Below are 24,980 nucleotides of genomic sequence, written 5' to 3'. Positions count from 1 at the left end.
TCTTACTGGTACCGGTCTTTAAAGCTCAAATTGCGTACGCTGATCTGGGTTTGCAGACTCAAGCCCTGGAACCCTTGCGTCCCGCGGAACGGGCTGCGCCCCGTCAGGGCGGCAAGATTGACTTTCTGAATCATGTTGGGAGTTACCGGCGGCACGTTGCTCGCGCCCGCATCCGGAAGTTCGGCTTGCAGTACGCCGTTGATGTCGTACGCGTCGTAGGTGAATTTCAGATTGACGATATTGTCAGCCAGGGGCACGGGCGGCTGCGTGTTGACTTGCCGCATCAGACGCGCGGTGACGCTTCCGCCGGCGTCCACGGTGGTGTCCAGGTAATACGTGATGATCCAGATGCGCGACGCCTGCGTGTTGGTGCCGGCCAGAATGCTGGGGATGCTGCGCGATCCGGCTGCGCTGTTGTTGAGGCGCAGGACATCTCCGTTGGCAAAAGGCGCCGTGAAGTTTAGCCCGGCCACCGCAACGTTTCCGGTGACCACCGCCAGCGCCGTCCCTTTTGTATTTTGGAACATCACCACGTCGCCGGTCCTCAATCCAACCACCGGATCATTGACGGCCTGCGGCGGCGGGGCGGGCAGCGGCACTGGCGGGGCAAAGGTGGCCACGGTTCCTGCCGCATTGAAGGTCACGTTGTAGTCGTTCAGCAAAAAGGCGTTGTCGGCGTAGATGACGGTGATGGTATCGGTCGCTGGCTGTCCAGGTGTGATCACTGGCCCCTTGCCCGGCCCGGGAAGCACGTAATACGCAGTATTGGGAGTAACCGGGACCGTAGCGAAACTTGGGAAGTTGGCGACGACGTAGCATACGGCGGTAAGGTCGCAGCCATAGCGCGGCAATGGCGCCGTGCTCGGTACCGGGATTCCGCCCGAAGGCATGCCCGCGCCGGCCATGCTGATATCTCTGACTAACATGGCCTCAGCGGCGCGCAGATCGGTCTGCAACTGGCTTCGTTGCGACGTCACGGTGGTTACGTCGCTGCCCTTTTTGAACAAGGACACGGCCGCGCCCACCACCATCACGCCTAGTCCTAAAGCAACCAACAGTTCTACCAAGGTGAAACCGCGGCTCGAATTTGAAGTTGCACGATGCATAGCAGGCCTCTACCGGAACTGCGAGATATACCCTTGCAGGGTGTAATTCTTGACTACGTAGATGGGTGGCGCCGTGTATTGCACATTCACGGTGATGGTGCGCAACTGATCGCTGGTGCCGGGGACGGTCACAATGGAAATGCTGCGCTTGAAGTTGGTCAACGGCATCTGGACATCGTCGGCGGTACCCAGGATCCCGTCGGGTCCGGGGGCTGTCAGGACCTTGGGCGCCCCCGCCAGATATTCCGGCGTGTTGATCAGCCCGGCATTGTTGCCGGCGATTGGGACTTGATTGATCGGCCAGAGTCCGGGCACAAAGATTCCATCAGGGACGGTTCCCGCACCCTGGTTTTGAATCTGCAGCCAAACCAGCTGATTGGAGTTCCGCGCGGTAAAGATGTTTTCCATGGCTTCGGATGCCAGTTGTTTGGCAATGATGTCCTGCCCGGACGAGTGGGTGGCAGCCATGGCGAAGGTCAGTGTGCTCAGCAATCCGATCAGGCCGCCGGTGAGGATCACCATGGCGAACAGCACCTCAACCAAGGAAATGCCTGAGTTGCCGCGCGAAATTCTTGCAACCGCTCGCCGCACTCTCATTGTTGCCTCCAGTATGTGACGCCCGCGGGGACCGTCTTGGCGAGCCGCCAGCCGCGGATACGGCCGGAGAGTCCAAACAAGGTGATGGCGCGGGAACTCATCAGTTCCGTGGGCCGGGCAATGTAGATCACTCCGTTGTTGACGTTCCCGGCGGCATCACGAGCGGAGCCGTCAGGATAAAAAAGGAAGGTGAAGGAGCAGTTCACGGTTACGCCGATGTCAAAGCACACCGGGCCGTCAGGCTGTCCGTTGCCCAACCGGTCGGGCGCCGTCGCGGTGGTGGCGGGAATGCCTTTCTCCGCGTCAAAAGCAACATCGTCGGGCAGCGTGGCCGTGAGAATCGGCGGTACGGTTGCATCCTGCGCGTCGGTGACCGTGATGGTGCCCGGCAACGTGAAGGTGACGGCGTAGGTTCGCCGCATCGTCGTTGCGCGCGAGCGCGCTGTGTCCATCGCCGACATGGTCGTACTGTAGGCACTGTCCACGCGCATTTGCTTGAGAACCGGGGTCACGAAGATGAACGTGATGCCGGCTATGATGGCCAACAGCACCACCACTATCAGCAATTCGACCATGCTGAACCCGCGCATGCCGCGCGCCCGGTTATCTCTCTCGGCGAAAGCCGTCACTGCTGGCGGTCCGCCGACTTGGTTTTCCGACATAAACCCTCCTACAGCCCGACCGTGAAGTTCGCTCTTGCGGTTACTTCAAGGGCCGCAGCCCCCGTATTTTCAAAGTAAGAGAAACGCTCCTCCTTGCCATGTTGCTCAGGCGCTGCAACTTATGGCGCAAAAGGCTTGCTACTCTTAACCTGGGTGGGGACGTCGCTGCTTCTACCTGGTTGGGGAACCTATTGCTGACAAAAGTACTTCGCTCAAGGGACCTCGTCAATACCACAGTAAGCAACAAACCGCTTACTAAAGTAACTGAACTAACGGGTTGCCCGGCCTCTTCAGAGTTGGGGCAAAGCCTCCGCGAATCTCTCGGCACCCGGTGTAACTTGTTCAGCCGCCAAGCCATCCCCCTCGAACGGGAGCGAATTTCGGTTTAGAATGGGGCTTATGATTTGCCTCAAGTCAGTCTCCTGGACCCTGTTGCTGTCTTTGGCGCTGTTCGCGCAGCAAGACCAGTCCAAGGAGCCGCCCAAAGAGCAGCCCACCACCGCCCGGGTCAATCTCACCATCCTCAGGGAAGCCAACGGCAAGCCGGTGAAGAACGCTGAAGTGGTTTTGCATCTGGTGGACAAAGAAGGCAACGCCAAGCAGGAAGGTCTGGAATTGAAGACCCACGACGACGGCAAAGCCGAGGCCACGGGTATTCCTTACGGCAAGGTGAGGATCCAAGTGATTGCCCGCGGGTTCCGCACGTACGGCGAAGACTACGTGGTAAGCCAGCCCAGCCTGGAGATCACCATCAAACTACAAAAGCCGCAAGACCAGTTCTCCATCTACAAATAGCGGCGCCGGCGAGCTTGCAAGGTGGCGCGGACGCGCGGGGCAGCCGTCTGTTCCTTGACAGAACTGTTGGGGAAATGGCATTTCTAGTAGTTTTACCTTTGGGCGTGAGTCGGACAGGGAATGAGGGCTCCATTGAAAGTCAGGGTTTTTTATCACGGCAAGTGTTTTGACGGGACGGCTTCGGCTGCTTTGTTTTCCCGTTTTTATGCGGAACGAATTCACCCCGGCGCTGACTTTCAATTCACCGGGCTGGTGCATCGCGCCGGCGCCCTGTTCGATGAAAACGACTTCACCGGCGATGAAAACGCCATCGTTGATTTCAAGTATTCGGCTTCGCCCAAAATCACCTGGTGGTTTGACCATCATCAGAGCGCTTTTCTCACCCCGCAGGACGCCGACCACTATCGCCGCAATAGCCAGGCGCAAAAGTTTTACGATCCCGAATTCAAGTCTTGCACCAAGTTCCTGTCCCAGATCGCACAGGAGAAATTCGGCTTTGATCCGCGTCCGGTGGCTGAATTGATCCAGTGGGCTGACGTGATTGACGGCGCCCAATTTGATTCGCCCCAGCAAGCAGTGGAGATGGCCGAGCCGGCCATGAAGCTGACCATGGTGATTGAATCCACCAGTGACCCGCTGCTTCCGCCCCAACTGATTCCGTGCCTGGTGCGGGAACCGCTGGCCCAGGTGATTCAAGAGCCCTTCGTTGCGGCGCTGGTCCCCCCGCTGCTGCAGCGTCATCGCCTTTCCATAGACATTCTGCGCAAACGGTCAGAGTGCAAAGAGGGCACCGTTTATTTCGACATCGCTGACCAGGACCTTGAAGGCTATAACAAATTCATTCCGTACTACCTGCATCCTCAGTCCGTGTATAGCGTGGGCTTGAGCAGCAGCAGCTTCCGGACGAAAGTCTCCGTCGGCTCCAATCCCTGGACAACCGAGCAGAACATGGTCAACCTGGCCAAGATTTGCGAGCGCTACGGCGGCGGCGGGCACGCCCGCGTAGGCGCCATTTCCTTCCCGCCGAACCAAGCTGAAACCGCGCGCCAGGCTGCAGGCGAAATCGTCGCCGAACTGCGCGCCTCCCGGCGCAAATAATCAGCTTTTTGCCGGCGACCAACCTCCCGATTCTCAACGCCTTCCCGTGGGCCAGCGTCCCAACGGAAATCCAGCGTTGTCCAAAGGTCACTTTCTCTGCCCATTCTTACGGTGCACACTGGAGACACTCGCCTTGAAGATCAAAGTGCGGATTGGAAAGAGCCTCAGGAGACGGACCTCAGGAGATGTACCATGACGCCCGGCAGCAGATTCAAATTCCTTATCGCGATTCTGGGCACCGCTGCGCTTTCCGCGGCGCAGCCCCAGGCTTCGCCCCATCCCGAGCAGTCCCCGCGGCAGGCGATCCTGGAAATGCTCAGCGGTAACGAAGACAAATTCCAAAAGCACCTCACTCCGGAAGTCCAGCAGAAATTGGCCGACATCGCGCGGAACTCAACAACCGGCGGGCTGAATCCCGGGCAGTGGGTCAACATGATAAGAAGCGCCAACGGCGAAAAGCTGGATATCTTCGAAACCGGGCGGATCCTCTTCGCCGTCAACAATGCGGAGAAACATGAGCGGCTTGAAGTCCACGTGGTGGGCGAAGACCAGCGCGGCAACGAAGATGACATGGAATTGTCCATCCACAGGTTTCAGTCCGGGGTGGAAGATCCCACGCCCGTGGCGCTGCGGTTTCTGGTCAGCATGAAACTGCAGGAAGGCCTCTGGCGATTGACCGCACTGACGGTGAGCGCACGCTTGCCGTTCGGCGACCCGCGGATCTTCGACAAATCCTTTTGGACGCAGGCTTCTCTGGCGACGGCCGGCGCAGGCGCTTTGCATCCGGCCGAAACAGCGGGGCTGAACGAACCAGCCAAAATGAAACCCATGCGCGCCGTGCGCATGATCACTCTGGCGGAAGACCTTTATGCGCAAAAGCATCCGCTGGTTGGGTTCACTTGTGAGCTCTCGGAGCTGGTCAATATCGGCAAAGGCCTGGACAACGGCGAAACTTATAGATTCATGGATCCAGCATTTGCCGGTGGCGTTTACAACGGCTACCGGTTCGCGCTGAGAGCTTGCGAGGGCAATCCGGCCAAGACGTTTCAGGTAATGGCCGAGCCGGTCAACAGTAAAGGCAAAGCTTACTGCTCTGATGATCGCCACAACTTGCGCTCTTCTGACGACGGCCAGGGAACCAGTTGCCTGGCCTCAGGCACTTTGGCCCGCCAGTAAACATCAACCAAGAAACTGCGCGAACCAGAGAGCTCACGTCCCTGGTTCGCGTCTTGCTTTGGTTTTGCGTTTCGAACTGCTTATTTCTTGCGCTCGGAGCGAGTCACCTCGAGTTCGTTCGTCACGGAGAAGACTCCGGAAACGCTGTTGGCGCGAAGGCCCGCTGCGTCCTTGTCCACCTGGTTGTTCACCGCCCCCTTCAGCGTGACGTGGCCGCCCTTCACGATAATGTGGATGGGAGGGACCGAACCCAACGAATAATGGAAGAGCCGGTCGTCTCTGAAAATCGCGCGCGCCACACGCTGGCGAATGCGGTCGTCATTGATGGACGCCGGGAGGACCTCAATTTCGTTCTTTATGCTTTCCACGCCTTCGATATGCTTGACGGCTTTCTCCGCGCTGTCTTTGAGGAACGCGTTGCGAACTTCACCCAGCAGCGTCACGTTGCCACCGTCCACCTTAAAGGCCAGATGGTCAAAGATACTCAACTCGGGGAGCATCACCAACTCGTGGTAAACCTCCCGGCTGATCCTCTCTTGCATGCGCCGCGTCGCTTCCTGCGATTGGGCGCTTGCGGCCGACGGCCAGCCGCTTGATACCGCCAACACGGACAACAGAACCACCTGCAGGCACCGCTTTAGACTGCTCATTTTCATTAGCTTCTCCTTACCCTCTGTTCCGTTAGATGCAAAATGACTTAAGCAGAGAACCAGGCCAGGCGAAGAACCAACGATTCTTAACACATCTCGCCGAATCGCTTCCCAAGGTGGTTTTAGTGCTTTTTTCCGCTAAAACCGAATTTGCGATTGCGATGGTGGTTTCCTAAGATCACACGCGAAATGTGATGGTCAAATCTCCTGCAAGTTACTGATTACCGATGTACCGTTGCGTGCAAGTGAGAAGACCCTAACAATGTACATGTACGTCAGGACGATGTCCTCCTGATACCCCCAAGGTCATCACCAGACGGCTAATTTGTTAGGAGAGCCTAATCATGAAGAGAAGTATCGTTGTTCTTACATTGGCGGCGGCGATGATGACCGCGTCTACAGCTGCCTTCGCCGGAACAAATAACGTTAACACCAACACCGTCTCACCGACCCTGCAGATTTCCGCCACCATCCAGAAGGCGGTATCTCTTACTTTGAGCACGGGCGCCACCGCCGGCATCAACCATTGCGCGGTCACACCCTCGGGCGGCCCGACGGATTACACCATGAACTTCGGCAACGTTGACGCCTTGGGCATCAACAACGGCAATTGCAATAAATTCAATCCCACGACTCCCGGCGTGGACAACGCGGTTTACTGGACCGATTACACCGTGACTCCGGTCTTCACCAGCCACAAGACCTTCGCCGGCACCACGATTTCGGCGCAGGTAACCACCGACTTCGGCGCCCCGAACAACATCCTGATCGTGCGTGACAGCGCCAACAGCAGCACGGTACCCACGGGCGCAGCGCAGTTTACCGCCATGGGTGTGGCCTCGGCTGACACCATCAGCGGCGCGGGCACGGTAAGCGGCACGCCCCTGACGCGCTTCATCGGCGTTGCGGTGAAACCAGACAACGGCGCCACCGTTTTGCAAGGCGCCCAGACGGCAACCGTTACTTTTACTCTGACCGTTCAGTAGCGCAGTCCGGACGGTTATTGAAATGGCCATGAATCGGAATGATGAGAGTGCGGAGCAATGAAAACAATCCACGCCCAACTCTTCAAACGGATGAGCTGCAAGCCAACTTGCGTGGCAACGTGTTTTTGCGCAAGCGGGCCACTCTCGTCATTCTGGTTCTGGCTATTCTCGTAGCTGGTCAAACCGCGGCGGGGCAGGTCCTTCAGCTCTCAACGGCGCCCGGCGGCATCCCTCTCATCCAAGCAGGACACTGGCAAGGCTCTTTCGGGACCATGAACGCCCTCGGCGTCGGGACGCCCGCGGCCGGTGTAACCGTGGTCCCGCTCAGCAACGGCGCTCTTTACTTCACACACTTCCAGCTTAGCGTTACCGGACTCGGCACTCACAGAGCGATCATCACCGGAGTGGTGACACGGAGTTTCGCGCATCCTCTGGCGCTGGTCCTGGAGAGTTGTCCCGCATCCTCGGCCTGCTCTTCGCCGGGAGATTTTTCCGTTATGTCCACCAACCCAGGCGCTCCCACGACCTTTGTTGCCGCGCCCGGCGTGCTCAATAATCAAATCGTTACCGCGGGTTTGGCAATCTTTCTGCCTGACAACAACGGCCCTGGCGCTTTTGCCGGGAACGATACGGCCCGTATGGTCTTCACCGCCACAGACTTGACGACGAACCAAACCAGCACCGCCGAACTGCGATTGGAGAATCCCAATGAGATCGTGCAGAATGCCCTGCGGCTGACCCTGGCCACCGCCACGGGCGGGCTGACCATCAACCCGGCTGCGGATTTTTCCATGAACTTCGGAACCGTCAACGGGCTGGGAATTGGCCCTGCGCCGGGGTTGACGATAGTGACCGCCACCGGCGGCGTGATTTATTCCACGCCCTACCTGCTGCAGCCTGCCTTTTCCAACTTCACTTCCACCACCGCGACCATCTCCGTGTTTGTGAGCACGGACTTTGTGAATGCCACAGCGTTGCAGTTGAACACCGCGGCCAGCGGCGCCGGACCGTATGCCGCCATCTCCAAAAGTGCCGCCGCGGCAACGCGCATCACCAGCACCGCCGCCAATCGCGCAGCTCTTACCCAGTTTCTGGGCTTGTTCGTTTCCGCAACCAACGTGCTTGGGGCTGCTGCCGGAACTGATTCCGCAACTCTAACTTTTACTCTCACGGTGCCTTGATGTATTACTTTAAACTCCCTCTCAAACTCGTTATTTATGCTCTAGGTTGTTGGTTTGTGCTTGGCGCCATGGCTCAAGCTCAGTCGGTCGGCTTGGCCCCCGCCCAGATCGTACAAACCTTCAAGCCCGGCGTGCCTTTCCAGCTTGATCTCTCCACCGTGAACAGCGGGAGCCAGGCGGTGGAGATGAGCGTGGAGATTACTGACCTCTGGTACAACGACCGCAACGAAAAGACCTTCTCCGCTCCCGGCACTTCGCCCCGCTCCGCGGCCAACTGGATCCAGTTCGTTCCGGAAAAGTTCCAGGTCGCTGCCGGCCGAACGCAGAAGATGAAGGCCATTGTCACGCCTCCGGCGGACGCTCGCGGCGGATACTACGCGGTCCTGTTCATCAATTCCAAGCCGGAGCTTTCTTTCAACGATCAGAAGGACGGCAAACAGGTCTTCACCAAAATGCGCCTGGGTTGCCTGGTGCTGCTCAGCGCGGAAAAAACGGAAGACTTCAAGATTGAACTCAGCAACGTGAAGCTGGCGCCGCCCTCGGCGAACCAGGGCCTCAGCCTGGATTTTGATCTGCTCAACGCCGGCAATACGCACATCTTCCCGCTGGCGCGCGTCGCGGTGTTGGATGCCGGCCACAAGCTGGTCGCCAAAGCCGACAACCAGGAAGAGGTCAAGCGGTTCCTGCCAGGACAGAAAAACAGCGTCCACGTGGGCTGGACCGGCAATTTGCCACCGGGCGATTACACCGCCGTGGTGACCGTGTCGTACGGAGAAGATCGCATTGATACCCAGCAGCTTCCATTCACGGTGAAAGGGCCGCAATAGATAACGGATGAAAGATCGCAGACACCCCGCGTCTCTCGCAACAGCGCTCATCGCGCTGACGATTGCGGTGTGTTCGCAGATGGAAGCGCAATCGCCCGGCGCGCTGTCCGCGGCCGGTGTCCCGTCTTTGGTTGAGATCTATTGGCATTCTTCCAAGACCGTGGTTGCCCCGGGGATCACCAACATCATCGTGCTGGACGAAGAGATTGCCCGCGCGCAAACCTCCAGCGACGTCATCCAGTTCTTTGGGCTCTCGCGCGGAGAGACGGTGGCTCTGGGGTACATGGGCGGCAAGGCAGTCAGCCTGCGTCTGCGCGTAGTCGAGCGGCCGCTGCTGGTGCTTTCGCCGGGCTCATTGCGGCGAATGTCGGAAATGGCGCAGGGAACTTTTGGTTCTACCGTGCAGTTGGCCAACACCGGCGGCGTGACCACCACATCCATTCTCAACGGCGTGACCTGGGCGCAGCCCGTGGGCGACAAAGGACATCTGGACATGGTCAGCCAGATGGAAGACAACATGGCGGAAGGCAGCCATCCGTTCAACGTCCGCCATGCCTCCATCTACTATCACGATCCGGTGCGCGAAGTGCGTGCCATGGATTTCATCACCAGCCTGACCGGAGCCAACACCTATCAGTACGCCAGCCCGTTTAGTACTTCCGATGCCATCGAGCTGCGCGGCGCTGAAGTCGGCGTGAAGCATGGCCGCAATCGCTATTCGCTGTTTGGCGGCACCACGATTCCTTTCTTTTATCTGACGCTGGGCGCCACCCGCGACGTCGCCGGCTTCTCCTTTGAGCGCAACCAGTCTGACAAGCTGGCGTTGTTTACCACCACCACTTTTATCAATACGCCGCTGGATTTCCTGGGACAGAGTTCGGTCCGGCAGAACGACTTCATGCAGACCGCCGGCTTTTCTTACTTGCCCGACAAGAAGTGGACGTTGCGGGCCTTGGGCGGCAGCAGCAATCACGGCAGCATGGGACGGGGCGAAGTCGGCTACACCGGCCGCGGCGTCACAGCGTATGCCCAGGTTTCCAAGTCCGCTCCCATGTTCCCGCTGAACCAGGTGCTTTCGCTGTTTTCCGGCACCACGTCAATCAAAGCGGCCGCGTCGTTTCGCAGCGGCGCATCAGTGGCGGAGTCGGTTTACTACCAGCACTCTGAGACCGCTGCGGTTGGAACAGTCCTGCATGCAGGCAGCTCTGATTATCTTTCGCCCACCATCGCCTGGCGGATCAACAAAGCCAACGACCTGAGTTTCATATACACCTTCAGCCGTAACAACGGCGGCTTTACCAGCCAGTCGTCCACGGGGAATCGCTTTGACACCAACTGGCATTACCAGATCACGCCGCGGGTCTCCAACGCCGCGCAATTCACGATTGGGTCCGTGCAGGACCCGCTGCAGTTGAACTCTGAAGACCAGATGGCCTTCCGTGAGTCGCTGATTTTTCCTGTTGGCGCGTCCGACAGCATGTTCGTGGCTTACGAGCATGACCGCCGCAATCCTTCGCTGGCGGCCAAGCTGAGTTCTGAGCTCAGTTTGCTCTCGCCCGCTTTGCAGCAGCTCTTCCTGCAGGACCCGGTATCGTTTGTTGAGTCCAGTAACCTGCCGCCGGAAATCCGGGCCTTGCTGGAAGCCGAGCACCCGATCAGCGACTCGGTGTCCGCCGCCGGCCAGTTCCGCGTGGGCAACAAACTGCGCGTGAACCCGAATTTCTCTTTCGCCCGCGCCAGCATATCCGGCCGCGAATCCTGGACGCCGTTTGCCGGCTACGGCCTGGTGTATCAGCTCAGCCCCACCTTCCAGTTGAATTCCAGTTTGACCAACGTGTGGCTGTTGGGCAATTCGCTGAGCTCAGCGCAGCGCACCACGCTGCTGTCGTTTGGCTTTGTGAAGAGTTTTGTCACCGCGCCCGACCGCCTCATTCCCGGCCACCGCACGCGAGTGATCGAGGGCCGCGTCTTTCGCGACAACAACCTCAACGGCACGTACAACGCCGGCGAGCCCGGCCTGCCTGGCGTGCAGGTGCAGCTTGAGAACGGCGACAGCGTGCTGACTGATCGCGAGGGCCGCTACAAGTTCAATGGAGTTTCCGCGGATGAACACCAGGTGACCATTGCTCTTACCCAGTTCCGCGACCCGGTGCGCATGACCACGCCCAGCCAGCTCAATGCGGACCTGCTCCGCGACCACGTGGCGGTAATGAACTTTGGCGTGGTCAACTTTGCGCGTCTCGTCGGTAACGTATTCAATGATCTGCGCTTTGAAGGCCGTCGCCAGCCCGACTCCGCCGGCATGAATGCGATTCGCCTGGTCCTGACCGCCGTCAATGCCGGAGCGGGAGCCGAAGATAAAGACAAGCAGAAACGTACAATCATTACGGAAAGCAGCGGCGACTTTGAGCTGGACGACGTTCCTCCCGGCGACTACACGCTCACCGTGGACGCCGCCAGTCTGCCTTCGAACTACTCATTGCCGACCGATTCGTTCCCGGTGCACATCGCGCCGGTTTCCACCGTCGTAGCGGATGTACCAGCGCGCGCGCTACGTTCCATCGCCGGACGGGTCTTCGTGAGAGTCCTGGCTGAACCAGCTGCACAGGCTGTTGACTCAGCCAAATCGGACCTCAGCAAATTGAAGATCGGGGGCATGCCCGCCGGTACCACGCGCACGCAGCGCGGAGGGCAGGGAGGCGGCAAATCCGGACAAGCGGGTCGCGGACAGGCCCAGGGAGCAGGCGGCCAGGCCGGTGCGACTGCGGACTACAATCTTGTTCCGCTGGCCGGAGTCCAGCTTACCGCCGGTCGCGGCACGGTCAAGACCGACGACAACGGAAGTTTCCTGCTGCGTGATCTTCCCGCGGGCGACATGACCATCACAATGGTCCCGGTCAAGCCGCTGGCGGCTGGATTGAAAGTTCCGTCGGGTGTGGTGCACATGCCGGCGGAGCCCATACAGGTGCAAGGCGCGACCATTGTCATCGCCAATCCTGAACTAGCGCCGTACCTGACGGATTCCGCCGCTGTAAGCTCGCAGAAGAATTGAGCCGCCGACACTCTACGTCCTCTTCCCGGTAAATAGAAAGAACAGCTCAATCACCAGGATCAACACCACAATGAACTCCAGGGCAAAGGCGCGCGTCTGGTGGAACTGCTCAATCACAAAGTCATAGAGCTCGTCGGCTGCTCGAAGTTTCTCCTGCACCAGCGTCTGGTAATCAGGCACGCCGATCTTGGCCGCGCTTAGCTTATACAGCCGCGCGGAGAACATGTCGCCCACAAACTTCAGCGCGTTGTGGGTGCGTTCCGTGAGCTCGGTTACTTCCAGCAGCATGGTTCGCAGGCGCCCGGCGGCCGGTCTCATCCGCCATCCGGCAAGCAGCCCGGTGCGGTGCTGTTCCAGGAAGCGGTATACGTCTCTGAGTTCGCGGGTGAGAACCTCGTCGTAGTGGCGGAATTGGATAAGCTGCGAGTTGGCGTACTCGAGCAGGCGTATCGTAGTCTCGGCGCCCGCTTCGGTGTCAAAAATGAAAGCTGCATTCCATCCCACTACGTTGAGGTCGTAGGGATAGTAAGACATGGCGCCCTGGAGCACTTCAGCCCGCTCAAGGTCGGCCAGTTGTACCGGTTCACCGCGGACAATCTGGCTGATCTCCTGTCCGAACTGCTGCAGGACTGTTGACCCGCTTGCGCATCCGGCGATGGTGCGCAAGTGGAAGATGTAGTAGTCCTCCGCCAGCCAGTTCTCGTAGGGCTTCACCAGCGCCGACTGCAGAAGGTCCAGTTTCTGGCGGATCATCTCCCGGGAAAGTTCGTCAAAGAGCTTGCCGGAAATCCAGCTTGCGGAACGCTGCTGCAGAGCGCGCCAGTCGCCGCTGAACGCAAAACGCAGGAGCACGCTCACCACGCCGTAGTCGTAATATTGCAGGGTCGCATCAAAGCGTTCACCTGAAGGCAAGAACACCGGCGGAATCGGCTCAATCACCGGTGGGCGTTCAAAACGCACATATTCGGGCGCAGGATGCTTGAACGTGGGTGAAACCGTTGTCCCGCCGATGATCTGGCGTACCTTCTCCAGGTTTATCTCATCCGCAACGTCATAGAGGTTGAGGACAAAGATGGCGCCTTGGAGGCTGGCTTCTGGCATGTGTTCATTCAACCATGGGAGCAGCTAAAGTTTAGCCGAAGCCCAAAGTCTGGGGGCGTGACGGCGCTCACTGCGTTAGTCGACCACTACCGTCGTGACGCGCACCATGGCCTTGCTGGCTGCCGGCGGAATGCCATCATTGGGTCCGGGAAGGCGCAGTTCTTCGGTGATTGAGATCTTGGCGGGGCGCGCCGGTACGTTGTACGTGATCGAGCTTTCTGCGCCTACGCTTTGCCGCGCAGCTGGAGCCATCACGACGGGAACAACAGTCACATGGATGTGCATTACGGCTTGAGCAGAATCCGTGTTTTGCGATTCGAGCGGAAGGACGGAAAGGACGCATACCGCGGCCGCCATTATCGGCAGGATTTTTCGGCGCGAAGAGCTACAAGAGTCGTGGAACATGACGGGCCGTCCTTTCCTGACTGCTTTCTTTACTGGCTCAACTTGGAGTGTCCTTGGGATACCCTCGTCAAAATAAGCCTTTCGTAAAGCCGCCGGACATCAAACCAGCGGCACTTTTTCCAGCCACTGCGCAATGTTCACTTGCCAGCCCAACTGGCTGGTGATGGCTTCCCTCAACTGGGACGTCGCTTCTGCTTCGCCGTGGACGAGAAACGTTGTCCGCGGCTTCTTCTTAAACGTCTTGAGCCAGCGCAGGAGCTCTTCCGTGTCAGCGTGGTCGCTGAATTCTTCCAGCGCGGCAACGCGGGCCCGTATGGGAACTTCCTGGGAGAAGATCCGCACGGACTTGGCGCCGCTCTTGATGATGGCCCCGCGCGTTCCCGGCGCCTGAAAGCCGATGAAGATGACCTGGTGTTTCGGATCGGGCAGCCGGTGCATCAGGTGGTGCAGGATGCGTCCGCCGGTGACCATGCCGCTGGAAGACACAATGATGCAGGGATAAACCACGTCATTGATCTTCTTGGACTCCTCTTGCTTCAAGGCAAAGGTAAACTCCGGCCAATTGAGCGGCGAACCGTATTTCCGCACCAGGTCCTGGGCCTCCTGGTTGAACTCGCTGGTGTATTTCATGCAAATCTCCACGGCCTTGATGGCCATGGGGCTGTCCACGAAGACGGGGACCCGTGGAATCCGGTTGTTTTCCATGAGCTCTTTCAGGAGAAAAAGAAATTTCTGCGTCCGTTCGACCGCGAAGGCCGGCACCACCACGGTGCCTCCGCGATGCACCGTGTCGTTGATCAACTGCGCCAGCAGCGGCCGGACGTCATCGTGGGGATGGCTGCGGTTGCCGTAAGTAGACTCCATCACCAGAAACTCAGGATCTTCATTGGGATCGGGGCCGGCGTGGACCACGCGCCCAGGCGCCTCCGATACCTGAGGAACGCGGCCGATGTCGCCGGTGAATAGCAGCTTGAGCGAACTGCCATTTTGCTTCAGAAAAACTTCAGCCATCCCCGAGCCGAGAATGTGCCCCGCATGGACGAAGCGAAATGAAAGTTCGTCGCTCAACTGCTTGAGTTCGCCAAAGTCTACCGGCTGGAAAATGCTCAAGGACTCCTGTGCTTCCTCCAACGTGTACAGCGGCAGAGCAGGCGAGTGCTTGGAAGTTCCTTTCTGGTTGTGGAAGCGCGCTTCTTCCTCCTGCAGGTGGCCGGAGTCGGGCAGGATCACGCCGCACAGGTCAATGGTTGCAGGCGTGGCGTACACCCGTCCCTTGAAGCCCTCCTTCACCAGACGGGGAATCCAGCCGGAGTGGTCCAGGTGCGCGTGCGTCAGGATCACGGCGTCAATTTCCCGCGCTGGGACGGGCGTATCTGTCCAGTTCTTCAGACGCCATTCTTTTTGGCCCTGGAACATCCCGCAGTCAATCAGGACCTGCATACCGCGTTTGCCGTCGCCGTCGCCGGAGGTGTTGATGAGATGTTTGGAGCCGGTTACCGTACCGGCAGCGCCGAGAAATTGCAGATAGGCCACAAGGTTCCTGGGGGAAAAGGATTTGTGCAGCAGTTCATTTCACAGCAAGACGCGGCCCCAACGCAACTGCTATCGCCGAATGGTGAGAAAATGTTCGGCGGAAAAGTCCCGCGGCTTGCCTTCGTCTGTGCAAGAATCGACGCCGTCGGACGTTCCTGGAGAGACGAGAAGTACCGAGGCGGATGGAATGGATACGCTCTTCCACGATCTTCGCTACGCCGTGCGCATGCTGCGCCGGTCGCCCGGATTTGCCGCAGCCGCCGTCCTGACGCTGGCGCTCGGCATGGGCGCTAACACAGTGATGTTCAGCGTGTTGAACACCGTGCTGCTGCGTCCGTTGCCGTATACCCAACCTGATCGCCTGCTGCAGATCTGGGAGACCGACTCGGCTCGGGGCGAAACCCAAGGGCCAATTTCACCCTACGACTTTCTTGACTGGCAAAAGCAAAGCGCGACTCTGGAAGCTACTGCTACATATATTTTCGGTAAACCGGTCCTCAGCGGCCAGAAAATCCCCACGCTGATCAATGCCGTCCATACCACGGCAGACTTTTTTGCAGTATTCAAGGCCAAGCCGTTGCGCGGGCGCACCTTCCTGCCCAATGAAGACGCCCCCGGCAAAGACCGCGTCGTGGTGCTGAGCTACGGAGCGTGGCAGCGCTATTTTAGCGGTGACCAGAGCATTGTCGGCAAGAGCATCACGCTCGACGGAGATTCCTACTCAGTGATCGGAGTCGTGCCGGCCGATTTTCAGTTTCCAACTTCCGGAATCGAGGCATGGTGCTTGCCGGGATTTGACCTCAAGGGAGCAGGACCCGGACGCGGCAGCCGCGGCCTATTTGCCGTCGGGCGGATGAAGCCCGGCGTTATGCTCCACCAGGCGCAAACGGAGATGAACACCATCGCCGCCAGGCTTGCCGCACAATATCCCCAAAACAAGACCACCGGCTTTCGCCTGGTTGGCTTGCAGGACGAAATGGTAGGCGGCGTGCGCCGCACTCTATTGGTGCTTTGGGGCTCGGTGCTGGCGGTCCTGCTGATTGCCTGCGCCAACGTCGCTGGATTGATGATGGCCCGCGCTTTTTCCCGGCAAAAAGAGATTGGCATTCGCTTGGCGCTGGGAGGCAGCCGCGCAAGGCTCGTCCGCCAGTTCCTGACGGAAAGCAGTCTGCTCGCGGCCATCGGCGGCTCTTTGGGCTTGTTGCTCTCGTTGGCAGCGGGGAAGCTGGTGATTGCCGGCAGCAGCGGCGCCGTGCCGCGCTTACGTACCTTTGAAATGGATGGATGGGTCCTGGCGTTTACCGCACTGGCGTGCGTGGTCACCGGTATCCTGTTCGGTATTGCTCCGGCGTTGCACGCGCTCCGGCCGGACATAAATGAATCCTTGAAGGAAGCGGCCACACACTCAACTCGGATCGCCGAACGCCTCCGCCTGCGCAGTGCTTTTGTTGTGCTGGAGATCGCCCTGGCTCTCGTCCTTCTGGTCTGTGCCGGGCTGCTCAGCAAGACTCTGTGGCAGTTGCAGCATGTTGATCCCGGCTTTCAGGCGGAGAATGTTCTTGGTCTGCGCATCTCCGTCCCTGAGGCCCGGTATCCGCAAGCTCTGCAGCGGGGAGAGTTTTATCAGCAAATCGTCGAACGGCTGGAGGCGATTCCCGGCGTGGTTTCCGCGGGCGCGACCAACGATTTGCCCTTCAGCGGTTCGCGGACTGGAACGTCCTTCGAAATCGAAGGCCAGCCGTCGGTTCCCGGAGTGGCTTTGTACTCAGACTACCGCCGCGTGAGTTCTGACTACATGAGGACCATGCAAACTCGATTGCTGGAAGGCCACGAGTTCAGTTCGCATGACAATCAGGATGCTCCCCGCGTGGCCATTATCAACCAGGCCTTTAGTAAGAAGTTTCTGCCCGGCAAGGACCCTGTGGGCCAAAAGCTGAGGATCCACGATCAATGGTTTGAAGTTGTTGGTGTGGTGGCGAACGTGAAACTGCAGAGTCTCCGGGCCTCAAGCAACGCCGAAATGTACGTTCCAATTCTGCAAGCCGACCCGCCTCCGTGGACCTTCCTGGTTGTCCGCAGCCCTATGGAAGTTTCCACCTTGGTCCCCACCGTGCGTAAAGCCGTAAGTGAAGTTGCGCCGGACGAGCCTGTCTACGACGTGCGCACTATGGCTGACCGCCTCAACTTTTCCCTGGCGCCGCAGAGGTTCAGCAGTTTGCTGCTCGGAATTTTTGCCGGACTCGCCCTTCTGCTGGCGGCGATTGGAATCTACGGCGTGATCGCCTACTCCGTGGCCCAGCGCACGCATGAGATCGGTATTCGCATGGCCTTGGGCGCCGGCCGGGATGATGTGCTGCGCATGGTCCTAAAGCAAGGAGCAAAGATCGCTCTATTTGGGCTCGCCGTCGGCGTATTTGGCGCTCTGTTGGCCACCGCGCTGCTGTCCAGTTTGCTCTATGGCGTTGCCGCAAGAGACCCGGTCATCTTCTTATGTGTGGCGGGCATGCTTTTTGTGGTGGTGCTGCTGGCCACCTACGGTCCGGCGCGCAAAGCGTCCAAGGTAGATCCCTTGGAGGCCTTGCGCTGCGAATAGGTCTTGCAGATGCTGTTCGATTTCGAACAGCCGGATTCGTTTGCGGACACCGCAGTGTCTTCAATCAGGCAAAGCAGGTCTAATTGTACTCATGTTTTCAGTAAGTTAACTCGTATCCTGCTTGGCATAAAAAGTGCCATATCTCCCTTGTTGCCCTAGAGTTGTGCGGACGAGCAGGCCGGGCTGATCCGGACTCGGCTGCCGGGAAACCGAGGAACTGCTATGCGTGAAGCGAAGAAAGCGGGCCTCTTTGTGGTAATGGGAGTGTCTCTGCTGGCGGCCACCGGGTTCGGGCCCAAACATAGCCCCACTCCTTCGAACGGCGCGGCTGCAGGCCAACAGGCGATTGGCCATCGCGTGGCGGTGCTCAAGTCCGGCAAACCGCAGCAAAAAGCCGCGGCAGCTTACTGGCTCGGCCAGCAGCATTCGGCAGCCGCAGCCGCGGTGGATCCGCTGGTGAATTTGCTTGGCGATACAACTTCGGTTGATCCTTCCGGATACCGCACCAGCCGGGCCATCCAGAAAATGACCCTGGGGGAAGAAGCAGCCGCGGCTCTGGTCAATATCGGGCATCCAGCCATTGAACCGCTTCTGCGCGTGCTGAAGAATTCACCCATTCCAGCAGCGCGCAAGAATGCAGCCTGGGCGCTGGGCGCGCTGCATGATACCGGGGCCACCAGCCAGATTTAGGATTTCGACAAAGACCAAAGTTGACATCAGCGTCGGACGGCCGGCGATGCGCAGGGACACGTGCGTGGTGTCCGGCAAGAAGTCCTGCTGCGAAGTTCAAAGAATACGGAGTCAAGAGAGTTAAATGGAAACGCTTATCCAAGATCTTCGCTATGGTCTGCGCATGTTACGCAAGAGCCCGGCTTTTGCCTCGGTGGCCGTCCTGACGTTGGCGCTGGGCATCGGCGCCAATACGGCCATCTTCAGCCTGATCAATGCGGTGCTGCTCAAGAGGTTGCCGGTCAAGGACCCTGGCCAGCTCGTTTTCGTGGGCGATCCCGCCAGGGCAAACTCCCGCAATCTTGGGACGCCGCAAGCCGATCTGTTTTCCTATCCGCTGTACCGCGTGCTGCGCGACGGCAATACAGTTTTCTCAGGCATGATGGCCTCCGGCGAGGTCAACCGCTCTAAAGTTGAAAATGAAAACGGCCTGGTTACCTCAGAGGCAACCGGAGTCCTGGTGACCGGAAATTATTTCTCGGTTTTGGGCGTGGGTACCATCATGGGCCGCACTCTGACCGAGCAGGATGACGTGGCCAAAGGGGCCCATCCTCTGGCGGTCATCAGCCACGGTTTCTGGAAGAACAAGCTGTCGCAGGATCCCAACATCATCGGCAAGACCCTGAAGCTGAACAACTATTCGTACACCGTGGTGGGAGTCACTCCGCCCGGATTCATCGGCGATACCGTCGGCGACAAGCAGGATTTCTGGGTGCCCATGATGATGCAGGAGCAAATGCTGCGCGGCCGGCCATGGCTGGAAGAAGTCCACGCCTCGTGGTTGCGGTGCATCGCCAGGTTGAAGCCCGGCGTCAGCGCGGCTCAGGCGGAAGCCAACATCAACGTGGTTTTCAAGCAATGGCTGCAAAGCCCCCAGATCAAGGCCATTGATCCCGGCGATCAGGCCGAACTCCAGAGGTCTAAAGTTCCTGTGGCAACCGGCGGCGCGCTGGGATTTTCCGCGGTGCGCGGCGACTATCGCCAGCCGCTCCTCCTGTTGATGGGATTTGTTGGATTAGTTCTGCTGATCGCGTGTGTCAACGTCGCCAACCTGCTCCTGGCGCGGGCTGCCGTGCGGCAAAGAGAAGTCGCCGTTCGCCTGGCCATCGGCGCAGGCCGCGCGCGGTTGGTGCGCCAGCTTCTTACGGAAAGCGTGATCCTGGCTTTGCTCGGCGGAGTCGCCGGACTTTTAGCCGCGAGATGGGCGACCCAAGCCCTGCTGACCCTCAGCGTGGGCGCCCGCGCCAGCGACGGTTTGCAAGTGGCGCTCGATTGGAGAGTGCTGGGCTTCACCGCGGGGCTTTGTCTGTTGACTGGCCTCATCTTTGGGTTGGCGCCTGCGCTGCGCGCCACCCGCGTGGCCGTGGCTCCCACACTCAAGGAGAGCACGCTTGCTCAGGGGCAATCCGGCCGCTTTCCCATCGGCAAAATTTTGGTGGCGGTTGAGGTGGCCATTTGCCTGCTGGCCCTTTTCTCTGCCGGTCTCTTGCTGCGCAGCCTCAACAATTTGCAGAAACTTGATCTGGGATACAGCCGCGAGAACTTGCTCATGGTCCGCGCCGATCCCGTGGCGGCGGGTTACAAAGTCCAGCCGTTCATCAACTTTCAGCGTGAGATGACCGACCGCTTGAGCGCGCTGGCCGGCGTGCGCAGTGTTACCGGCTCAGAGAATGGACTGTTCAGCGGCACCGAGTCCGCCAGCGAAGTGAAGATTGAAGGCTATACCAGCAGCCGGGACGAAGACCGGCTGGTGTACTGGGACCAGGTTGGCGCCAACTATTTCAAGGCTTTGGGGGTCCCCGTCCTTCGTGGGCGCGAATTTGGCCCGCAGGATACGCCCACCGCCCTGCGAGTGGTCGTAATCAATGAGACTATGGCGCGGTTCTATTTCGGCAACTCGGACCCTCTGGGCAAACGCTTGTGGATTGATGACCAGGAGTCGAGAGACAAGCCCATGGAAATCGTCGGAGTCGCGCGCGACATGCGCGACCACGATCTGCGCGGACCCGTGCCCCGCCGCTTTTATGTGCCGCTGGGCCAGGCGCCCGACGCTCTGTTCGCCGTCAACTTTGAGATCCGGACGGCCGGCGATCCTGCGGCCATGACTGAGACAGTGCGTAAGGCATTTGCCGCCGACGACCCCAGCGTGCCGTTGAACCGCGTGAAAACTTTGCCCGAACTAGTGGATGGCAATATCTCCCTGGATATTCTTCTGGCCAAGCTCACCGGCTTCTTCGGACTGCTGGCGCTGCTGCTGGCGTGCCTGGGACTCTACGGCGTCATGTCCTACACCGTGAGCCGCCGAACGCGCGAAATTGGACTGCGCATGGCGCTGGGCGCGCAGCGGTCGCAGGTGATGACGCTGGTCCTGATGGAATCCATGAAAGTGGTGCTGGTTGGCGTGGCCGCCGGTATCCCCTTGTCCTTGCTGGGGTCGCGGGTGTTTGCGTCTATGCTGGTCGGGCTCCGTTCCACCGATCCGCTCTCATTGGGCGCCGTGGTGCTGACGCTGGGCGCCATCGCCGCTATTGCGGGTTGGATCCCGGCCCTGCGCGCCACTCGCGTTGATCCTATGGTTGCATTGCGGTATGAATGAGAGAATAGAAGAAATTGGTAATTGAAGGGGACTCACAAGCTTTTAATCAACGCCAAAACGTGTTGTTCCCGGACGGTCGTCAAAGGAAACACATGATTCAGTTGCGCAATCTGGAGAAAACCATCAAAAGCCCGGCGGGCACCATGTGGCTGCTGCGCCGAGTAAACCTCAACGTGAAAGAGGGCGAATTTGTCACCATCATGGGGCCGTCCGGAGCAGGGAAGACCACGCTCTTGAGCATTGTCGGCATGCTGGACGACGGCTGGGCCGGCGAATACGTCTTTGGCGACCACGTGGTCCACAAACTGGACCGCAAGAAGCGCGCCGAGCTGAATCGCAAGTTCATCGGCTTTGTTTTCCAAAGCTATCACCTGCTGGACAATCTGACGGTGCAGGAAAACATTGACGTGCCGCTTTCGTATCGCGACATCCCGCGGCCGCAGCGGGCGTCCATGGTGGCCGACATTCTTGACCGCTTTCAGATCGTCGGCAAGAAAGATCTTTATCCCAACCAGCTTTCCGGCGGACAGCAGCAGTTGGTGGGCGTGGCCCGCGCCGTGGCTGGAAATCCCAAACTGATCCTGGCCGACGAGCCCACGGGAAACCTGCATTCGGCGCAAGCCAAAGAGATCATGGAACTCTTCCGCAGATTGAATGACGCCGGGACAACCATCATTCAGGTGACGCACTCGGAAGCCAACGCGGCCTACGGCAACCGCGTCATCCAGCTCAAAGACGGCTGGATTGTCTCGGACACGTCCGCTCCGCCAGACAGCGCCACCGCTTAGAAACATATGTCGCAAACGAATTAGCAGTTTGAATTTGGAGAGTGTCAAGGGTGCCAACCAAAGCACAGGAAATTGAATTCGCTCCGGCCGTCGCCAAGGCCGGCCCGGCGCGCATCTTGATCGCGGACGACCAGGCCGACGTGCGCGAAGCCCTGCGCCTGCTGCTGAAAGCCGAAGGCTACGCGATTGAGACCGTCAGCAACCCCGCCGCGGCGCTGGAGTCGGTCCAGAGCGGCGAGTTTGACGTGATGCTCATGGACCTGAACTACCAGCGTGACACCACGTCCGGCCAGGAAGGCATGGAGCTGCTGGGCCGGGTGCAATCGGCGGACAGCCGGCTCCCAATCGTGGTGATGACCGCTTGGGGCAGCGTGGAACTTGCCGTGGAAGCCATGCGTCGCGGCGCGCGCGACTTCATCCAAAAACCCTGGGACAATCCCCGGCTGCTCACCATCATTCGTACCCAGGTTGATCTCTATCGCGCCATGCGCCGGGCCGAACGCCTGGAAGCGGAAAACAGTTTGCTCCGCGCGCAGAACCGTCCCACATTCATCGCTGAGTCCAACGCCATGCAGCCGTTGCTCACGCTGATCAGCCGCATCGGCCCCAGTGACGCCAACGTGCTCATCACAGGCGAGCACGGGACCGGCAAAGAGGTTGTCGCCCAGACGCTGCACGCGCTGTCTTCCCGCTCCGGACGGCCCATGATCACCGTCAACACCGGCGGCTTGCCGGAAGGCACGTTTGAAAGCGAACTTTTTGGACACGTGAAAGGCGCCTTCACCGATGCGCGGGCTGACCGCGTTGGCCGCTTCGAACTGGCCGACCACGGCACGCTGTTTCTCGATGAGATCGCCAACGTCCCCCTGAAGCAGCAAGCCAAGCTGCTGCGCGTGCTGGAAATCGGCGAGATGGAGCGCGTGGGGTCGTCCAAGACCCACAAGGTTGACGTGCGCGTGGTCTCCGCAACCAACGCTGACCTCAAGCTGGAATGCGCCGAGGGCCGCTTCCGCTCTGACCTTCTCTTCCGCCTCAACACCGTGGAGCTGCATATTCCGCCTTTGCGTGAACGCAAGGAAGACATTCCTCTGCTGGCGGCGCACTTTCTCAAACTTTATGCCCAGCGTTATCGCAAGCCGCTCAAGGGGTTTGAGCCTGCCGTGCTGCAGAAACTGATGGAGCATCCCTGGCCCGGCAACGTGCGCGAGCTTGACCACTCGATTGAACGCGCGGTGCTGATGAGCGTGGGCGACCAGGTTCTCCCCGGAGACCTGGGCCTGGAAGCCGAGCGCGCCGGATCGGCCAAAATAGAAGATATGGGCCTGGAAGAAGTAGAATGCCTGCTCATCCGCAAAGCGCTCACGCGTCATGCAGGCAACATCAGCCATGCAGCCGAGGCGCTTGGTTTGAGCCGAAGCGCTCTGTACCGCCGCATGCAAAAGTATGGCCTCTGATCCGCAGTTCGAATCCATCTCCGTCACCGGCCCGCCCCGCCCCCCGGTAAAACAGAGGCTGAAGTTTGATACCCGCATGACTCTGATGGCGCTGCTCATCAGCTTGCCCGGCGTGCTGGTGGCGGAACTGCTGTTGTGGTTCGGCGGCCATTCCCTGGAACTGAAGTGGACCATCACGTTGTTCATCGCCGTAGGATGGCTGATTGGGACCTCCGCTCTGCACGGCCAGGTGATCCGCCCGCTGCAAACTCTCTCCAACATGGTGGCCGCCATTCGCGAAGATGATTTCTCCTTTCGCCTGCGCGGCGGCAGCCGGGAAGATTCGCTGGCTGACCTGATCTTTGAGATCAACGCGCTGGCCAACCGCCTGCAAGTGGAAAAAGTCAGCGCGCTGGAAGCCACCGCCCTGCTGAAGAAAGTGATGATGGAGATTGACGTTGCGGTCTTCACTTTTGACCAGCAACAGCGCCTGCGGATCGTAAACCGCGCCGGCGAACAGCTCATGGGCCGCATCGCTCCGCGTATGCTGGGACTCACCGCCGAGGAACTTGGCCTCCAGGAATTTCTCAACTCGCCCGGGCCGCAGACGCTGCAGATGACTTTTCCCGGCAAGCACGGCCGCTGGGCCATCAGCCAGACGTCATTTCGCGAGAACGGCGTGCCGCACCAGTTGCTGATCGTCTCTGACCTGAGCCGCGCATTGCGCGAAGAAGAGCGCCAGGCGTGGCAGCGCCTGATTCGCGTCCTGGGGCATGAGCTGAACAATTCGCTGGCGCCCATTAAGTCTATCGTCGGCACGCTGGCGTCGCTCACCGCGCGCGCCGGTCTGCCGGCGGAAGTTGGCCAGGACATGCAGCAGGGGCTGAAGGTGATTGAAAATCGCGTGGAATCGCTCAACCGCTTTATGCAGGCTTACACGCAACTGGCGCGTATGCCCGCGCCCACGCGCAGCCGGATTGAGATCGGCCCGCTGGTGGCGCTGGTAGCGTCGCTGGAAAGGCGGCTGCCGGTGCGCGTGCTGGAAGGCCCCACGGTGATGATTGACGCCGATCCCGACCAACTCCAGCAAGTCCTCATCAACCTGGTTCGCAACGCCGTGGACGCGTCGCTGGACCCGTCGTTGAAGCATCCCGGCTCAGTCGAAGTCGGCTGGCGGACCAACGCCCGCAGCGTTGAGGTCTTTATCCGCGACGAAGGCCTGGGCCTCCTGAACAGTGACAACCTCTTCGTCCCGTTCTTCACCACCAAGCACGGCGGCAGCGGCATTGGACTGATCCTGAGCCGGCAAATTGCGGAAGCCCACGGCGGCGTTCTGCAACTGGCCAACCGCACCGACCGCACCGGCTGCGAGGCCGTGATCGCCTTGCCGGTCAGCTATTCTCCGTACTAAATACCGCAGGGCGAGCCACCGCGGATAAAGCACGAGATGCCGCGATCGTGGAGAACCGTGTGGCACAGGCGCCGGGGCCCCGGCGCGCGCTTCGCGTGGCGGGGTGGAGGCACTCCTGCCTCTGTCGAAGTTTCTTCGCAGGAACCCGCATCAGTTTTCAAAGATCTTCTTTTCACCGCCTGGGCGGATTCGGGATTTACTTAGAAGTCATCAACCACTTCGATAACCCAGGGGGTACCCCTCCCCTAAGGCTTGCACTGA

At 59.5% G+C, this 24,980-nt stretch carries 20 protein-coding genes; 13 read left to right on the top strand and 7 right to left on the bottom strand.

Annotated features, from left to right (window positions below; translation table 11 throughout):
* Nucleotides 1-2: 2 nt before the first annotated feature.
* Genes LAO20_20470 through LAO20_20460 form a run of 3 tightly spaced genes read right to left on the bottom strand, consistent with a single transcriptional unit; the run spans nt 3 to nt 2,365 of the window.
* The gene (locus LAO20_20470; GenBank protein MBZ5533811.1) at nt 3-1,106 is read right to left on the bottom strand and encodes a prepilin-type N-terminal cleavage/methylation domain-containing protein; all 1,104 of its coding nucleotides are present in this window, start codon (nt 1,104-1,106) and stop codon (nt 3-5) included.
* A gap of 9 nt (nt 1,107-1,115) precedes the next feature.
* Nucleotides 1,116-1,703, bottom strand: coding sequence for a hypothetical protein (locus LAO20_20465; protein MBZ5533810.1), 588 nt, complete (start codon nt 1,701-1,703; stop codon nt 1,116-1,118).
* Nucleotides 1,700-2,365: a prepilin-type N-terminal cleavage/methylation domain-containing protein gene (locus LAO20_20460; protein ID MBZ5533809.1), complete on the bottom strand. Its 666-nt coding sequence runs from the start codon at nt 2,363-2,365 to the stop codon at nt 1,700-1,702. Before LAO20_20460 ends, LAO20_20465 begins: the two co-directional genes overlap by 4 nt.
* A 399-nt stretch (nt 2,366-2,764) precedes the next feature.
* Here LAO20_20460 and LAO20_20455 point away from each other — a divergent pair, with 399 nt between their 5' ends.
* The 3 genes from LAO20_20455 (at nt 2,765) to LAO20_20445 (ending at nt 5,434) form a co-directional block, all read left to right on the top strand.
* Nucleotides 2,765-3,160 (top strand): hypothetical protein, encoded by a 396-nt coding sequence (locus tag LAO20_20455; protein ID MBZ5533808.1) that lies wholly within the window; start codon nt 2,765-2,767, stop codon nt 3,158-3,160.
* 132 nt (nt 3,161-3,292) lie between these two features.
* Complete coding sequence (locus LAO20_20450) at nt 3,293-4,258, top strand: phosphoesterase (protein MBZ5533807.1); 966 nt, start codon at nt 3,293-3,295, stop codon at nt 4,256-4,258.
* A gap of 192 nt (nt 4,259-4,450) precedes the next feature.
* On the top strand, nt 4,451-5,434 hold the full coding sequence (locus LAO20_20445) for a hypothetical protein (protein MBZ5533806.1): 984 nt from the start codon (nt 4,451-4,453) through the stop codon (nt 5,432-5,434).
* Between the two features lie 80 nt (nt 5,435-5,514).
* On the opposite strand, the gene LAO20_20440 is transcribed toward LAO20_20445, so the two are convergent.
* Entirely contained in the window at nt 5,515-6,084 is a 570-nt protein-coding gene (locus LAO20_20440; GenBank protein ID MBZ5533805.1) for a BON domain-containing protein, read from the bottom strand.
* A gap of 344 nt (nt 6,085-6,428) precedes the next feature.
* Between LAO20_20440 and LAO20_20435 the strand changes: the two genes are divergently transcribed.
* The 4 genes from LAO20_20435 (at nt 6,429) to LAO20_20420 (ending at nt 12,130) form a co-directional block, all read left to right on the top strand.
* The gene (locus LAO20_20435) at nt 6,429-7,070 is read left to right on the top strand and encodes a hypothetical protein (GenBank protein ID MBZ5533804.1); all 642 of its coding nucleotides are present in this window, start codon (nt 6,429-6,431) and stop codon (nt 7,068-7,070) included.
* Between the two features lie 38 nt (nt 7,071-7,108).
* Nucleotides 7,109-8,251, top strand: coding sequence for a hypothetical protein (locus tag LAO20_20430; protein MBZ5533803.1), 1,143 nt, complete (start codon nt 7,109-7,111; stop codon nt 8,249-8,251).
* 68 nt (nt 8,252-8,319) lie between these two features.
* Nucleotides 8,320-9,078, top strand: coding sequence for a hypothetical protein (locus tag LAO20_20425; GenBank protein MBZ5533802.1), 759 nt, complete (start codon nt 8,320-8,322; stop codon nt 9,076-9,078).
* A 7-nt stretch (nt 9,079-9,085) separates the two neighbouring features.
* The gene (locus tag LAO20_20420) at nt 9,086-12,130 is read left to right on the top strand and encodes a hypothetical protein (protein ID MBZ5533801.1); all 3,045 of its coding nucleotides are present in this window, start codon (nt 9,086-9,088) and stop codon (nt 12,128-12,130) included.
* 12 nt (nt 12,131-12,142) lie between these two features.
* Here LAO20_20420 and LAO20_20415 read toward each other — a convergent pair whose 3' ends face one another.
* From LAO20_20415 to LAO20_20405, 3 genes are all read right to left on the bottom strand, one after another.
* Entirely contained in the window at nt 12,143-13,231 is a 1,089-nt protein-coding gene (locus LAO20_20415; GenBank protein MBZ5533800.1) for a hypothetical protein, read from the bottom strand.
* Between the two features lie 75 nt (nt 13,232-13,306).
* Nucleotides 13,307-13,636 (bottom strand): hypothetical protein, encoded by a 330-nt coding sequence (locus LAO20_20410; GenBank protein MBZ5533799.1) that lies wholly within the window; start codon nt 13,634-13,636, stop codon nt 13,307-13,309.
* A gap of 99 nt (nt 13,637-13,735) precedes the next feature.
* Complete coding sequence (locus LAO20_20405; protein MBZ5533798.1) at nt 13,736-15,169, bottom strand: MBL fold metallo-hydrolase; 1,434 nt, start codon at nt 15,167-15,169, stop codon at nt 13,736-13,738.
* Nucleotides 15,170-15,356: 187 nt separating this feature from the next.
* On the opposite strand from LAO20_20405, the gene LAO20_20400 reads away from it, so the two are divergent.
* The 6 genes from LAO20_20400 to LAO20_20375 all read left to right on the top strand — a co-directional run bounded on the left by LAO20_20400 (nt 15,357) and on the right by LAO20_20375 (nt 24,719).
* Nucleotides 15,357-17,762: an ABC transporter permease gene (locus LAO20_20400; GenBank protein ID MBZ5533797.1), complete on the top strand. Its 2,406-nt coding sequence runs from the start codon at nt 15,357-15,359 to the stop codon at nt 17,760-17,762.
* Nucleotides 17,763-17,984: 222 nt separating this feature from the next.
* Nucleotides 17,985-18,452, top strand: coding sequence for a hypothetical protein (locus tag LAO20_20395; GenBank protein MBZ5533796.1), 468 nt, complete (start codon nt 17,985-17,987; stop codon nt 18,450-18,452).
* A 124-nt stretch (nt 18,453-18,576) separates the two neighbouring features.
* Complete coding sequence (locus tag LAO20_20390; protein MBZ5533795.1) at nt 18,577-21,087, top strand: ABC transporter permease; 2,511 nt, start codon at nt 18,577-18,579, stop codon at nt 21,085-21,087.
* Between the two features lie 92 nt (nt 21,088-21,179).
* Nucleotides 21,180-21,875, top strand: a complete 696-nt coding sequence (locus LAO20_20385) for an ABC transporter ATP-binding protein (GenBank protein ID MBZ5533794.1) — start codon at nt 21,180-21,182, stop codon at nt 21,873-21,875.
* 113 nt (nt 21,876-21,988) lie between these two features.
* Nucleotides 21,989-23,329 carry a sigma-54 dependent transcriptional regulator gene (locus LAO20_20380; GenBank protein MBZ5533793.1) on the top strand — a complete coding sequence of 447 codons (1,341 nt, stop codon included), beginning with the start codon at nt 21,989-21,991 and terminating at the stop codon, nt 23,327-23,329.
* Entirely contained in the window at nt 23,319-24,719 is a 1,401-nt protein-coding gene (locus tag LAO20_20375; GenBank protein ID MBZ5533792.1) for a PAS domain-containing sensor histidine kinase, read from the top strand. Before LAO20_20380 ends, LAO20_20375 begins: the two co-directional genes overlap by 11 nt.
* The last annotated feature ends 261 nt before the right edge of the window (nt 24,720-24,980 follow it).

It is taken from the genome of Terriglobia bacterium (assembly GCA_020072815.1).
Classification (GTDB): domain Bacteria; phylum Acidobacteriota; class Terriglobia; order Terriglobales; family Acidobacteriaceae; genus Angelobacter.
Note: the sequence above shows the minus strand (reverse complement) of the source record. Positions and strands in the feature narration are given on the sequence as shown.

Coding starts and splice junctions, on each gene's coding strand:
- LAO20_20470 (MBZ5533811.1), bottom strand. CDS start 1,106: ATGCATCGTGCAACTTCAAATTCGAGCCGCGGTTTCACCTTGGTAGAA.
- LAO20_20465 (MBZ5533810.1), bottom strand. CDS start 1,703: ATGAGAGTGCGGCGAGCGGTTGCAAGAATTTCGCGCGGCAACTCAGGC.
- LAO20_20460 (MBZ5533809.1), bottom strand. CDS start 2,365: ATGTCGGAAAACCAAGTCGGCGGACCGCCAGCAGTGACGGCTTTCGCC.
- LAO20_20455 (MBZ5533808.1), top strand. CDS start 2,765: ATGATTTGCCTCAAGTCAGTCTCCTGGACCCTGTTGCTGTCTTTGGCG.
- LAO20_20445 (MBZ5533806.1), top strand. CDS start 4,451: ATGACGCCCGGCAGCAGATTCAAATTCCTTATCGCGATTCTGGGCACC.
- LAO20_20440 (MBZ5533805.1), bottom strand. CDS start 6,084: ATGAGCAGTCTAAAGCGGTGCCTGCAGGTGGTTCTGTTGTCCGTGTTG.
- LAO20_20435 (MBZ5533804.1), top strand. CDS start 6,429: ATGAAGAGAAGTATCGTTGTTCTTACATTGGCGGCGGCGATGATGACC.
- LAO20_20430 (MBZ5533803.1), top strand. CDS start 7,109: ATGATGAGAGTGCGGAGCAATGAAAACAATCCACGCCCAACTCTTCAA.
- LAO20_20425 (MBZ5533802.1), top strand. CDS start 8,320: ATGGCTCAAGCTCAGTCGGTCGGCTTGGCCCCCGCCCAGATCGTACAA.
- LAO20_20420 (MBZ5533801.1), top strand. CDS start 9,086: ATGAAAGATCGCAGACACCCCGCGTCTCTCGCAACAGCGCTCATCGCG.
- LAO20_20415 (MBZ5533800.1), bottom strand. CDS start 13,231: ATGCCAGAAGCCAGCCTCCAAGGCGCCATCTTTGTCCTCAACCTCTAT.
- LAO20_20410 (MBZ5533799.1), bottom strand. CDS start 13,636: ATGTTCCACGACTCTTGTAGCTCTTCGCGCCGAAAAATCCTGCCGATA.
- LAO20_20400 (MBZ5533797.1), top strand. CDS start 15,357: ATGGATACGCTCTTCCACGATCTTCGCTACGCCGTGCGCATGCTGCGC.
- LAO20_20395 (MBZ5533796.1), top strand. CDS start 17,985: ATGCGTGAAGCGAAGAAAGCGGGCCTCTTTGTGGTAATGGGAGTGTCT.
- LAO20_20390 (MBZ5533795.1), top strand. CDS start 18,577: ATGGAAACGCTTATCCAAGATCTTCGCTATGGTCTGCGCATGTTACGC.
- LAO20_20385 (MBZ5533794.1), top strand. CDS start 21,180: ATGATTCAGTTGCGCAATCTGGAGAAAACCATCAAAAGCCCGGCGGGC.
- LAO20_20375 (MBZ5533792.1), top strand. CDS start 23,319: ATGGCCTCTGATCCGCAGTTCGAATCCATCTCCGTCACCGGCCCGCCC.